This window comes from Rathayibacter sp. VKM Ac-2803, assembly GCF_009807175.1.
GTDB lineage: Bacteria > Actinomycetota > Actinomycetes > Actinomycetales > Microbacteriaceae > Rathayibacter.
In genome coordinates this window covers 1,242,172-1,254,297 of sequence record NZ_WUCD01000001.1, presented here as the reverse complement: position 1 = coordinate 1,254,297, position 12,126 = coordinate 1,242,172, and the positions used below count along the sequence as shown (strand labels likewise).

Genomic DNA, 12,126 nt, shown 5'->3' with positions numbered 1-12,126 from the left:
AGCGCGGGTCGGGATCCTTCCCGCGGAGTCTTCCGAGCCCGCCGCGGCAGGCGGAGGATGGGCGGATGATCGACATCGAGAGCTGGATCGCCGGCTACGAGAAGGCCTGGGCCAGCGATGACCCGCACGACGTGGCCGCCCTGTTCACCGAGGACGCCGAGTACTTCACGGCGCCGTACCGCGACGCGATCACTCCGCGCGACGCGATCGTCGAGTGGTGGCGGGCGGAGGAGGAGCCGGGCGACCCGACGTTCGCCTGGGGACTCGTCGCGCTCACCGAGGGGACCGCTGTGGTGGAGGCGCGGACCATCTACCCGGGCGACACGACCTACCTGAATCTCTGGGTCATCCGGTTCGCCGACGACGGGCGGGCGTGCTCGTTCACGGAGTGGTACATGGAGGAGCCGGCCGACTCGGTGTCGTGAGGCGGTGCGGTTCGCGTCAGAGCTGGGCGGCCGCGAAGGTGTCGCAGCTCGCGGCGTCGCCCTCGAAGCCGGCCTGGAACCAGCGCTGGCGCTGCTCGGCCGAGCCGTGCGTCCAGCCCTCGGGATCGACGGTGCCCGTCGCCTGCTCCTGGATGCGGTCGTCGCCGACCGCCGCCGCGGCGCCGAGCGCGTCCTGGTACTCCTGCGCCGTCACGGGCTTGAGGTAGGGGGTGCCCGTCTCGTCCGGCACCGTCGACGCGTCGCCGACCCACGCTCCGGCGAAGCAGTCGGCCTGCAGCTCGAGGCGCACGGAGTCGGAGTCGGGCCCGGTCCCGGAGCGGTCGGCCGACTCCATCGCACCCGTCAGGTTCTGGATGTGGTGCCCCCACTCGTGGGCCAGGATGTACATCTGCGCGAGCGAACCGCCCGAGGTGTCGAAGCGGGTCCGCAGCTCGTCGAAGAAGTCGGTGTCGAGGTAGATCGTCTGATCCGGCGGGCAGTAGAACGGCCCGACCGCGGCGGTCGCGCCTCCGCAGCCCGTCTGGATCTGATCCTCGAAGAGGTCGACGCCCGCCGGAGTCGTATAGGCGACGCCCAGCGCGCCGGTCGCGGTGCCCCAGTAGCGGTCCAGCGACTCCGCGGCCCCCTCGAGCCGGCAGTCGACCTGCGTGTTCGCGTCGGCGCCGCTGTCGCAGGCGACCGCGGTGCTGGTCACGCCCTCGGGCGCGGCACCGCCTCCGCCGAGCACCTCGCCCAGGCCCGACAGGTTCACGCCGAGCAGCTGCGAGAGGAGCGCGAGGACGATGACCACGCCGGCACCGCCTCCGACCGCGATGCCCGTCGTGCGGCCGCGCCTGCGGACCTTGCCGCCGCTGAGCTGGGAGTCGTCGTTGAAGGTCATGCGGTCACGGTAGCGAAGCGCCCGATCTCGCGAGGGGGCTTGCGGGCGCGCTCAGCCCCAGCGGGACTCGCTCGCGTCGCGGATGATGTCGAGCAGCGCCTCCCGGAGCGGACCCTGCTCGAAGGTGCCCGGGAGCATGTCGACCTCGAGGCGGTGGGCGCGCTGCCACGCCTCGACGCCCTTCGGGGTCAGCGAGACGAGCTGCCGGCGCCGGTCGGCGGGGTCGCTGGCGCGCTCGACGTGGCCCTCGCGCTCGAGGCGCTCGATGGTGCGCGACATGGTCTGCACCTCGACGTGCGCCGAGGCGGCCAGCTCCTTCTGCGCGGTCGGGCCGGCCTGGAGGAAGTGCAGCACGATGAGCCCCGCGTGGGTCAGACCGATCTCGGCGAGGGCGCCGTGCCAGGCGTGCTCGACCATGCGGGACGCCGTCGAGAGCAGGCGCCCCGTGGGCCAGGTGGCCATCTCGGAGGCGTCGTCAGCGGGCATCTGATCAGGGTAGTCGCGTCGGCCCGGCGCAGGCGGCGCGTGGCGTCAGGAGGCGAAGCGGTCGGTCGCCTCGATCAGGGCGTCGAGGATGCCGGGCTCGTCGAAGGCGTGGCCGGCGTCGGCGATGAGGCGGAACTCGGCCTCGGGCCACGCGGTGTGCAGATCCCACGCGGTGAACGCGGGCGTGCACATGTCGTAGCGGCCCTGGACGATGACGGCCGGCACCTGGCGCAGCACGCCCGCGTCGCGGAGCAGCTGCCCCTCCTCGAACCAGCCCTGGTGCACGAAGTAGTGGTTCTCGATCCGCGCGAAGGCGAGCGCGTAGGCGGGATCCGACCAGGCCTCGACCATCTCGGGACGCGGCAGGAGCGAGATGGTGGACGCCTCCCACGTGGTCCAGGCGACGCCGGCCGGGCCGTGCACCGCCGGGTCCTCGTCGTGCAGAAGTCGGTAGTAGGCCTCGATGAAGCTGCCCCGCTCCGAGGCGGGGACGACGGCGGTGTACGCCTCCCACAGGTCGGGGTAGACCGCCGCGGCGCCGCCCTCGTAGAACCACTCGAGCTCGGCACGTCGCAGGGTGAAGATGCCGCGGAGGACGATCTCGGTGACGCGCTCGGGGTGCGTCTCGGCGTAGGCGAGCGCGAGGGTCGAGCCCCACGAGCCGCCGAAGACCTGCCAGCGGTCGATGTCGAGGTGCTCGCGCAGCTTCTCGATGTCGGCGACGAGGTACCAGGTCGTGTTGGTCGAGAGGTCGGCACCGGGCTCGCTGGCGTGCGGAGTGGAGCGGCCGCACATCCGCTGGTCGAAGAGGACGATGCGGTACTTCTCGGGATCGAAGAGGCGGCGGTGGGCGGGCGAGGTGCCCGCGCCGGGTCCGCCGTGCAGGAAGACGACGGGCTTGCCCTCGGGGTTGCCCGACACCTCCCAGTAGATCTCGTGGCCGTCGCCGACGTCGAGCATCCCGGTGTGGAAGGGCTCGATCTCGGGGTACAGAGTGCGCATAGGCGGCACATTACTGACGATCAGGCTCTGGATCGGGGACATCTGCGGCCCGCCCCCGAGTACGCGCCTCGACGGGCGCTGGTGCCGCACCGCGGATCGGAACGGCGGCGAGCGCGGAGGAATCCTGGCGGTCCGCCGCCCCAGTGGGAGGGGGGACGCCGTGCACTCCCCGGCACCTACTCTTCGGACGACCCGAACCCGAGGAGCCAGCGCTCATGTCCGTCCTCCGCTCCACTGTCGCTGCCGCGACCGGCCTGATGCTCGCTGCGGCGATCCTCCTCGGCGGTGCCTCGGCGCCCGCCTCGGCCGCTCCTGCCTCGGTCACCCTCTCCCCTTCCTCGGGACCGGTGGGGACCCGGACCGTCGTGACCGGCTCCGGGTTCGCCAAGAAGACCAGCGGCACCGTGACCGCAGGCACGGCGACCGCACCGTTCACCACGTCGACGACGGGCGCCTTCACAGCGACGATCACCATCCCCGAGACGGCGGCCGGCACGCTCCCGGTGACGGCGCGCGCGGGCGGGCGCACCGTCACCGCCGGGTTCACTGTCACGCTCGGCGGCGCCTCCACCACGGCCGGTCCCGGATCCACGACGAGCCCGGCAGGCAGAGCACCGGCGGTGAGCACGGCCCGGCTGCGCTTCGGCCTGACGACCCCCGGCGGCGCCTCGGCGAACACCGAGCTCGACCAGGCCGCCGCGCTCGTCGGCGAGAGTCCCTCCCTCGTGCTGTCCTACCAGGACTTCGGCCAGGCGCCTCCGATCGCGGGGCTCGACAGCGTCGCGGCCCGCGGGGCGACGAGCATCATCACCTGGGAACCGTGGCGGTGGGGAGGCGGTGTCGACCAGCCCGCCTACTCGAACGCCCGGATCCTCGCCGGTGACCACGACGCCTACCTGCGGCAGTGGGGCGCCGCGCTGGCCGCCTGGGGCAAGCCCGTCCTCCTCCGCTACGCGCACGAGATGAACGGCGACTGGTACCCGTGGTCGGAGGGCGTGAACGGCAATGCCGCGGGGTCGTACGCGGCGGCCTGGCAGCACGTCCACGATGTCGTCGAGGCTCAGGGCGCGTCGAACGTGTCGTGGGTGTGGAGCCCCAACGTGCCGTACACCGGGTCGACTCCGCTCCAGGGGCTGTATCCGGGTGCGCCGTACATCGACGTGATGGCGCTCGACGGGTACAACTGGGGCACGGCGGCCGCGTGGAGCTCATGGACGTCGCCGTCGGCTCTGTTCGGCCCGGGGCTCGCGCAGCTGCGCACCCTGGCACCGGGCGCGCCGATCCTCGTCGCCGAGACGGCGTCGGCCGAGGCCGGCGGGGTGAAGTCGGAGTGGAACAGCGCCCTGATCTCGTACCTCGCCGCTCAGGGCGATGTCACCGGAGTCGTCTGGTTCGACCACGACAAGGAGGTCGACTGGCGGATCGGCAGCTCCCCCGCCTCAGCGCAGGCGTTCGCGGCGGCACTCGCCCAGCGGAGGAGCTGAACGCCCGGCCTCAGGAGGCGAGCCGCAGCGCCACCAGCGCCGTCACGTCGTCCTCGCGCTCGGGTGACGCCTCGGTGAGGGCCCGCAGACGGGCCACGACCTCGGCGGCCGTGGAGGACTCGACGACGATCTCGGCGACGTGCCGCATCGACTCCACCGTCCCGTCGTAGAGGTCGAGGATGCCGTCGCTGCAGCTGATGAGCGCGTCGCCGGGCTCGAGGACCACGCGCGAGACGCTCCACGCCTCGTCGCTCCACATGCCGACGGGCAGGTTCAGCGACGCGAGCCGCTCCCAGGAGCCGTCGGCCCGGACGTGCAGGGTGAGCCCGTGGCCCGCGTCGACGTAGCGGACCTCGCCGCTGGCGTGCACGAGACGAGCGTGGAAGAGGGTCGCGAACGAGGCGGTGTCGCCGAGATCGGACGAGAGCGCGTCAGCCGCGCGGTCGAGCGGAACCCTGAGATCCTCATGACTGCGGGCGCTGCGGATCACCGCGCGGACCGTCGCGGCGATGATCCCGGCGCCGACGCCCTTGCCCATCACGTCTCCCAGGGTGAAAGCGGTGCCTCGGGAGACGGGGTACCAGTCGAAGAAGTCGCCGCCGACGGCCTTCGACGGCAGGCAGACGCCGGCGAAGTCGTAGCCCGCCGCATCGGTGCCCGCCTTGGGCAGAAGCGCCTGCTGCACGAGGGCCGCCTCGTCGAGCTCGAGGAGCGTGATCTGCTCCCGCGCCCGCACGCTCGCGACGAACTCGCGCGCCAGACGGGCGAGATCGTTCACCACGGCGGCAGCGAGGCCGAAGGCGACCGCCGAGAACAACCCGCGGGCGATCTCGTTCGGGTTCTCCTCGAGGGTCGAGCCGAGCAGGAAGGGCACGACGAGTCCCGCGCAGATGCCGACGAAGGCGAACGCGACGCTGCGGCGCCCCGGTGAGGCGGCCATCCAGACCGTCGGGAGGATCGCGAGCGACGCGAAGATCGACGCGCTCTCGCCGGTCGAGTAGCGGAGGACTCCGACGACGAGGAAGTCCAGGACCGGGACGAGGAGGACGGCCCGGCCCTCGGGGTCGATCCGGGGCAGCACTGCCGCCAGCACGGTGGCGGCGGCCATGGCGACCGCGGAGAGCGCGAAGGCGACCGGATCCGTCACCTCGATCGTCGGGACGACGAGGCTGAGCACGACGGCGACCGCGAAGAGGAACGCCACCGGGAGCTGCTTGACCAGCGGCGACTGCTCGTCGAGTCCGATCGCCACCGCAGTGACGCGGGACGCGGAGGTGCGGATGGGTGATCGCTGGCGCGTCGCTGATCGCATCACGACTCGCCGGTCGAGCGGTCCTTGCTCAGGGTCCAGACGTTGCGGCCCTCCGCGCGCTCGTAGTCGAACGCATCGACGAGCGCCTGGATGAACGCGATGCCCCGGCCCGACTCCGCGAACTCGTCCGGCATCTCGCGCGGCCCCGTGTCGATCCCGGGGGGATCGGCCGTGTCGACGAGCTCGGCGCGCAGCCGCAGATCGTCGGCGACGATCTCGAGCCGGCAGATGATCGTGGTCGAGGACGACCCGTGCTGGATGACGTTGGCGGTCAGCTCGATGAGAGCCGTCTCGAACATCATCCGGTCCATCTCGTCGATGTCGGGTCTCTCGTCCCAGAGCGACTCGAGGGCGGCGTGCACCACCTCGACCGTCTCGGGAGGGCTCCTGAAGAGGAGGGTGCGCTCAGTCACGATAGGCGTCCTCGGGAGTGTCGAACTGGGCGAGGACGCGGTCGAGGTTCGAGAGCTTCAGGACCATCGAGACCTGCTTGCTCGGCGCCGAGATCCGCAGGTCCCCTCCCGCCTGTCGCGTGCTCTTGAGGCAGCCGACGAGGGCACCCAGACCGGAGGAGTCGAGGAACGACACGGAGCTGAGATCGACCACGACGCGCGACCTGCCGTCGTCGATCGAGCGCTTGACGATCTCGCGCAGCTCGGGCGCCGCCACCATGTTCAGCTTGCCCTCGCCGTGGATGATCGTGATCCCGGGCTCGATGGTCTCGGTGGTGAACGTCATGCGGTCTCCTTCTTCTGGGTCACGAGGTCTGGGTGACAGGGGTCGGGGAAGCGGGGGGCACGGGCTCGAAGCCCTGGTAGGCGACGGCGCGGAAGAGCACGCTCAGCACGACGAGGTCGAACACCGCCCAGGCGATGTTCACCCCCGTGCCGATCGGCTCCGCACCGTTGAAGAACAGGTGGAGGCAGCCCGTGATGATCGCGATGACGAGCAGGACCATCACCACGAGCTGGATCTTGATCAGGCGCCACGGGATCCCGGTCGACTCCTGCCGCGTCTTCGGCGTGACCGCGAACCCGAGCGGGATCTTCAACCACACGTTGTTGATCGCGGTCGTGCACGCCTCGATCCAGACCGGGAAGAGGGCCAGGCTGTACTGCTGCCCCCGCCAGGTCGGGGTCCCCTTCGCGGCGATCAGGAAGAGCAGCTGATTCACGATCATGAAGGGGATGAAGCGGATGAAGAAGTCGAACGCGTCCGAGGCCACGGGCAGGATCCCGAGCACCAGGAAGACGATCGGCGCCGCGAAGTAGACCACCGCCGCGTAGCCGCTGATGTAGCTCCACATCGTCGCGAAGTACATCAGGCGCTGCGGGACGCTGAGCGCCTTCTGCAGAAGCGGGTTCTCGCGGAGGAACACCTGCATCGTCCCCTGCGCCCAGCGGAGGCGCTGAGTGAGCATCGTCCCCGCGTCCTCCGGAGCGAGGCCGTCGGCGAGGAGCTCGTGGTGGTAGACGCTCTTCCAGCCGAGGCCGTGCAGGCGCATGCACGTCGCCATGTCCTCGGTGACCGAGATGGTCGCGAGCGGCATGATCGGCTGCGCCTCCCCCGGCCGGTCGATGGCGATGCTCTGCAGCACGGCCTGCACCGATTCGAGGGCGTTCAGCGGCGAGAGCTCGCGATCCGAGAGCCCCAGGACGATCTGCTCGATGTCGACGATCGTGTCGACCGACGACTCCGCACCGCCCGAGGCGCGGGCGAGCGCGCGGATCTCGGCGAGGTCCTCCTCGAGCCCGGCCACATCGGAGGCGACCAGCGAGTAGCTCGCGGCGTCGACGCGCCGGTGCAGGTCGTAGGTGACCGAGGCGATCGGTGCGCCGCCGGCGATCGCGGCCTGCGCCTCCTTGATGGCGCTGCTGACGTCGTCGAGTGCCGCCCGGACCGCCGAGTCGGCGGCGGCCGGGTGCGACCGGGCCTTGCTCACGGCGCGAGCCGCTGTCCGCAGCGCCGACGCGATGCTGCGGTCGAGCTCGCGGACGTAGCCGGCGATCCCGAGCTGCATCAGCGCTTCGCGCCGCAGGACGGCGTTCGAGCCGCAGAAGAACGCCGCGTTCCAGCCGTCCTTGCCCTGCTGGATCGGCCCGTAGAACAGGGGCGCCTGGCTCCCGAGCGGGTCGCCCGTCGCCACGTTCGAGAACACCTGCGGAGTCTGGACCAGCGCGACCTCGTCGTCGCGGAAGTAGCCGAGGGTGTTGTCGAGGATCTCGGGCCGCGGGATCTGGTCGGCGTCGAGGATGAGGAGGAACTCCCCTGTGGTCTGCTCGAGCGCGTTGTTGAGGTTGCCGGCCTTCGCGTGCCGGGGGCGGTCCTTCCAGTCGGCCGAGCGGGTGATGTAGCCCAGCCCCGCACCCTCGGCGGCGGCGCGCATCTCGGCGCGGTCGCCGTCGTCGAGGACCCAGGTGGCGTGCGGGAAGCGCACGGCCTGAGCGGCGAGCGCTGTCGTCATCACCAGGTCGATCGGCTCGTTGTAGGTCGTGATGAAGATGTCGACCGTGGCGTCCTGGGCAGGCGGAGGCGGCGCCGCCCGCCCCCTCGCCCGCCACATGGTCATCCCGAAGAGGCAGACGTCGATGAGGCTGTAGGTCTCGGCCGCGACGAGCGGGACGGCGATCCACCACGCGTCCCAGTTGAGCGAGAACAGCCACCGCCAGCCGACGTAGTTCACGCCGAGCACGATCGTCAGGACCACGATGATGCGCAGGAGGAGCATCCGGCCGGGCGAGGTGAGGGTGCTCTCCGTCCCGGGTCCGGTGTCCACGGCCGTTCCGGCGCTCATCGGGGCACGATCCGGTAGAGGAAGCGCGTCCGCACCATGACCCAGAGCAGGCCGAGCACGACGAGGTAGGCGAGCGAGTTGACCACGGTGTTCCCTTCGCGCAGGAGAGGGATGTTGGCGATGATCAGGACGAAGACGACGTGCATGACGAACACGTAGAGCGTCGCCTGACCGAGGGGGATGAAGAACCAGCCGAGGAGTCGCTGCGCCGGCTTCCAGAGCACGGTGAGTGCAGCGTAGGCGGTGATGACCACGAGCAGCACGTTGACGACCCTGCCCGGGTCGAGAGTAGTCCGCTGGAAGGCGACCGAGTAGATGTCCGAGAAGGCGTTCGCCGGGATGAGCCCCAGGCGCAGGTCGTAGGGGCTGGAGAGATACGGGTTGTTCCACGAGAAGACCGCCAGCCCCGCCGTGGCCACCACGGCGACCGCGAGGACGATCCGCCCGGCACGGGTCGCGAACCAGACGAGGATCTCGCGCCGGTGGAAGCCCGCGACCATCCCCGTGACGAACAGCGCCTGCCAGGTCAGCAGCGGGAACGAGTCCTCGAACTGCGAGGGCAGGAGCCGCAGGCGCAGGATCATCTGAAGCACGTAGAGGGCCCAGCTGACCAGCAGCACGATCGCCCACCGCCCGCGCGACAGGGCCCAGAGGATCAGCGGGGCGATCGCGAGCATCACCACGTACAGGCCGAGGACGTTGACCTGCCACGGCCCGAGCCGGAGCAGAGCGAGGTCGACGATGATCGCCGGGTCGACGGGGTAGCGGAGGAGGCTGCCGATGTTCGTGTAGAGGTCGTAGACCCGGCCCGTCGCCTCGCTGCCCGCCGCGCCCGTCCCCTGGTCGACGTAGGTCGTCGCCGGAGTGCTGTTCACGAATCCGACGAGGCTCACGAGACCGACGAGGACGACCACGACGAGGGCCGTGACGTAGAGCTTCCAGGCGCGCGCCTCGGTGCGGAGGGTGACCTCGCCGATGCCCCCGCCCAGCACCTTCGGACGGTGCACCATCCCGAGGACGCCGCCCGAGAGCAGGACGAACAGCTCGGCGCCCGAGACCATGCCGATCGCCTCCTGCGTGAGGTTCTGCCAGACCGAGACGAGCGCGATGTGGTTGATGACCACGAAGACGATGGCGACTCCGCGGAGGTAGTCGATGCGGAGATCGCGATTCGGGGGTCCGTCGTAGGCGAGCCGGCCGCTCCGACCGCGCAGCAGCCCCCAGCCGGTCAGGGCGATCGCCGCCACGAGGACCCCCGCGACCAGGAGCCAGGCGGCCGCCCCGCCGATCGTCCCTCCCGCTGTCCGCACCGTGGACGAGGAGGTGAACGGCGCGTAGACCGGGCCGAAGACGAGCTCGCTCGCCTCGGCGTCGGCGGCGAACGCCGAGGAGATCGTGTCCGAGCCGGAGAGGCTCCAGTCGATGACGACCTCGCCGACGACGGCCCGGGCCGATGAGGAGTCGCGCCAGAGCACGACGTCGATCAACGGGTGCGCGTCACCCGAGGTGGCCGTGATCACCTGCCGCCACCAGTCCTGCTTGATCTCGAGCTCGGCCGGTCCACCGGCCCCCGGGCTGTAGAACGCGGCGGTCTCGAGCATCATCGGCGTGCCGGCGCTCTCGGCGAAGCGCTCGTAGAACGCGAGATCGCCCTCGCCGTCGAGATCCGCGTCGAGGGCGCCCTCGGAGGCGACCGCGTTCCTCGGGGCCCCGCCGCCGCTCGGGTCGTGATAGGCCGACAGACCGACCCAGTCGACCGCGTCGTCGCCCGGGTAGTAGGGACCGTAGGGGTCGTCGCCCGCGTCGAGCGATCCGCTGCCGTTCGTGTCGAGGGCGGCGTCGTCGGTCGTACCGCCGGCCGAGAAGGGGTAGGACTCACCGGCGGCCGGCGACCACACCGCGACGGCGTCGGGCAGATCGGAGTGCAGCACCTCCGCGAAGACGCGGAAGGCCGCGATGTACTCCTCGGGGGCGAAGCCCCAGGCCGTCCAGCTCGCATTCATCTCTGGCGCGAATCGGACGAACAGTGGGAGCTCCTGCCCGTCCCGCGCACGCGCGAGCGCCGCTACAGCTGCTTCGGCCTCCTCCTGGCCGAACCGGTCGAGACCCCCGACCGGGCGGAGGGTGACCGCGGCGAGCGCGCCCTGCCCCTCCGCCTGGCGCATGAACTGCGCGAGGTAGTCGACCTCGGCGTCGGTCACCGGGACGGCGGCGACGTGCTCGAGGACCGCGGCGGGGCGGCCGAGGCGATCGGTCTGCTCCGCAGCGCTGTCGCTGCTCCAGTCGAGACTCGACCCGAAGTAGGTGCCCGTCGGCGGCGAGAAGGCGGAGTCGTCGGCGATCGAGGCGACGGCGGGACCCGCCAGCAGCACCGCCGCCGCGACGGCGGCGAGGGCCGCCTTCCATGAGGACGGGGCGAGCAGTCGGAGCCTGCTCCGCCTCACGTGCGGCTCACCACGAGAACGGTCACGTCGTCCGAGGCCTTCTCGCCGAGCGAGAGCGTGCGGACGGACGCGAAGAACTCCTCCGCGCTCGCCGAGGCGCGCGCGAGGGCGGTGACCTCGGCCAGCGAGTTCAGGGTTCCGTCGTAGAGGTCGAGGACGCCGTCGGTGAAGGACACGAGCGCATCGCCCGGCGCGAGCTCGACCGACTGGGTCATCCATCCGCCGTCCTCGGCGATGCCCAGCGGCAGCCCGAGCGAGGCGAGCCGCTGGAAGGAGCCGTCGGCGCGCAGGACGACCGAGAGCCCGTGGCCGGCGTCGACGAAGTCGAGACGACCCGTCTCGGTCTCGAGGCGGCAGTGGAAGAGTGTGGCGAACGTCCCGGTCGCGGTGAAGTCGCGGAGCAGCTGGCGGTTGACCCCGGCCACGGCTCTCGTCGGCGCATCGCCGACGCGCGCGTGGAAGGCCGAGCGGATGCTCGCCGCGATGATCGCGGCCGCCGCGCCCTTGCCCATCACGTCGGCCAGCGTGATGTCGACGAAGCCGTCACCCACCCACCAGTCGTAGAAGTCGCCCGCGACCTGCAGGCGCGGGACGGACATGCCGGTGAGCGCATAGCCGTCCGGATGGGTCAGATCGAGCGGGAGCAGCTGAGCCTGGACCTCGGCGGCCCTGTCGCGCTCGGCGGAGTCGCGCAGCTCTCGTTCGACCCAGCTCCCGAACTCGTCGAGCAGGCGCTGCTGATCCTCGCTGAGATCGCGCGGAACGAAGTCGAGGAGGCAGATCGTGCCCAGCTGGAGTCCGCCGTCGACGCTGATCGGACGCCCGGCGTAGAAGCGCACGTGCGGCGCGCCCGCGACGTTCGCGTTGTCCGCCCAGGCCGGGTCCGCCCCGAGATCGGGGATGACGAGCATCGACCGCTTCTGCAGCGTCGCGTCGCAGAAGGTGCCCTCCCGCGGGTACTCGAGCGGCCAGCCCGGGTTCTGCGGCGACTTCGTGAAGAGCGTGCTCTCGTCGAGGAAGTGGATCTCCGCCATCGGGACGCCGAACAGGTCGCGCGCCATCCGGGTGATGCGGTCGAAGCGCTCCTCGGGGGGCGAGCCCATCACCCCGAGTGCCGCGAGGGCGTCGGAGCGCGGATCAGAGACGGCGTCGCCAGCCATGGAGCACCCCTTCGAGAACGATCAGCGGCCGCGAGGGTCACCTTCAGTTCCCCGCACCGTCAACGTATCGGGCACTCCGGGGCACGAACGTCCGCACACGAACCGCTCATCTCTGGCG

Annotated in this window: 11 protein-coding genes; 2 read left to right on the top strand and 9 right to left on the bottom strand. The window is 71.1% G+C overall.

The window, feature by feature from the left end; genetic code table 11:
- Positions 1–65: 65 nt before the first annotated feature.
- The gene (locus tag GRS96_RS05805; RefSeq protein WP_159858394.1) at positions 66–425 is read left to right on the top strand and encodes a nuclear transport factor 2 family protein; all 360 of its coding nucleotides are present in this window, start codon (positions 66–68) and stop codon (positions 423–425) included.
- 16 nt (positions 426–441) lie between these two features.
- Here the strand turns inward: GRS96_RS05805 and ypfJ are convergent, their stop codons facing one another.
- From ypfJ to pip, 3 genes are read right to left on the bottom strand one after another with little or no spacing between them, the layout of a single operon-like run.
- The gene (gene ypfJ, locus GRS96_RS05800) at positions 442–1,326 is read right to left on the bottom strand and encodes a KPN_02809 family neutral zinc metallopeptidase (protein WP_159858391.1); all 885 of its coding nucleotides are present in this window, start codon (positions 1,324–1,326) and stop codon (positions 442–444) included.
- Between the two features lie 51 nt (positions 1,327–1,377).
- A complete protein-coding gene (locus GRS96_RS05795; protein WP_159987980.1) occupies positions 1,378–1,812 on the bottom strand; it encodes a MarR family winged helix-turn-helix transcriptional regulator in 435 nt (144 codons plus the stop codon).
- Between the two features lie 45 nt (positions 1,813–1,857).
- Complete coding sequence (gene pip, locus GRS96_RS05790; RefSeq protein ID WP_159858385.1) at positions 1,858–2,814, bottom strand: prolyl aminopeptidase; 957 nt, start codon at positions 2,812–2,814, stop codon at positions 1,858–1,860.
- Between the two features lie 215 nt (positions 2,815–3,029).
- Between pip and GRS96_RS05785 the strand changes: the two genes are divergently transcribed.
- Positions 3,030–4,298: a glycoside hydrolase family 26 protein gene (locus GRS96_RS05785; protein WP_159987979.1), complete on the top strand. Its 1,269-nt coding sequence runs from the start codon at positions 3,030–3,032 to the stop codon at positions 4,296–4,298.
- Positions 4,299–4,308: 10 nt separating this feature from the next.
- Here GRS96_RS05785 and GRS96_RS05780 read toward each other — a convergent pair whose 3' ends face one another.
- From GRS96_RS05780 to GRS96_RS05755, 6 genes are all read right to left on the bottom strand, one after another.
- Positions 4,309–5,550 carry a PP2C family protein-serine/threonine phosphatase gene (locus tag GRS96_RS05780; protein ID WP_159987978.1) on the bottom strand — a complete coding sequence of 414 codons (1,242 nt, stop codon included), beginning with the start codon at positions 5,548–5,550 and terminating at the stop codon, positions 4,309–4,311.
- Between the two features lie 59 nt (positions 5,551–5,609).
- Entirely contained in the window at positions 5,610–6,023 is a 414-nt protein-coding gene (locus GRS96_RS05775) for an ATP-binding protein (protein WP_159858376.1), read from the bottom strand.
- Positions 6,016–6,348 (bottom strand): STAS domain-containing protein, encoded by a 333-nt coding sequence (locus GRS96_RS05770; protein ID WP_159858373.1) that lies wholly within the window; start codon positions 6,346–6,348, stop codon positions 6,016–6,018. The genes GRS96_RS05775 and GRS96_RS05770 overlap by 8 nt, the downstream gene beginning before the upstream one ends.
- Before the next feature lie 19 nt (positions 6,349–6,367).
- Positions 6,368–8,338: a glycosyltransferase family 2 protein gene (locus tag GRS96_RS05765; protein WP_159858433.1), complete on the bottom strand. Its 1,971-nt coding sequence runs from the start codon at positions 8,336–8,338 to the stop codon at positions 6,368–6,370.
- 62 nt (positions 8,339–8,400) lie between these two features.
- Positions 8,401–10,848 carry an OpgC domain-containing protein gene (gene opgC, locus GRS96_RS05760; RefSeq protein WP_159987977.1) on the bottom strand — a complete coding sequence of 816 codons (2,448 nt, stop codon included), beginning with the start codon at positions 10,846–10,848 and terminating at the stop codon, positions 8,401–8,403.
- A complete protein-coding gene (locus GRS96_RS05755; RefSeq protein WP_159987976.1) occupies positions 10,845–12,008 on the bottom strand; it encodes a PP2C family protein-serine/threonine phosphatase in 1,164 nt (387 codons plus the stop codon). Before GRS96_RS05755 ends, opgC begins: the two co-directional genes overlap by 4 nt.
- Positions 12,009–12,126: the final 118 nt, after the last annotated feature.

Bases quoted from the DNA above. Each gene is read 5' to 3' on its own strand.
- GRS96_RS05770 (WP_159858373.1), bottom strand. From the start codon at position 6,348: ATGACGTTCACCACCGAGACCATCGAGCCCGGGATCACGATCATCCAC.
- GRS96_RS05755 (WP_159987976.1), bottom strand. From the start codon at position 12,008: ATGGCTGGCGACGCCGTCTCTGATCCGCGCTCCGACGCCCTCGCGGCA.
- GRS96_RS05805 (WP_159858394.1), top strand. From the start codon at position 66: ATGATCGACATCGAGAGCTGGATCGCCGGCTACGAGAAGGCCTGGGCC.
- pip (WP_159858385.1), bottom strand. From the start codon at position 2,814: ATGCGCACTCTGTACCCCGAGATCGAGCCCTTCCACACCGGGATGCTC.
- ypfJ (WP_159858391.1), bottom strand. From the start codon at position 1,326: ATGACCTTCAACGACGACTCCCAGCTCAGCGGCGGCAAGGTCCGCAGG.
- GRS96_RS05785 (WP_159987979.1), top strand. From the start codon at position 3,030: ATGTCCGTCCTCCGCTCCACTGTCGCTGCCGCGACCGGCCTGATGCTC.
- GRS96_RS05765 (WP_159858433.1), bottom strand. From the start codon at position 8,338: ATGCTCCTCCTGCGCATCATCGTGGTCCTGACGATCGTGCTCGGCGTG.
- GRS96_RS05795 (WP_159987980.1), bottom strand. From the start codon at position 1,812: ATGCCCGCTGACGACGCCTCCGAGATGGCCACCTGGCCCACGGGGCGC.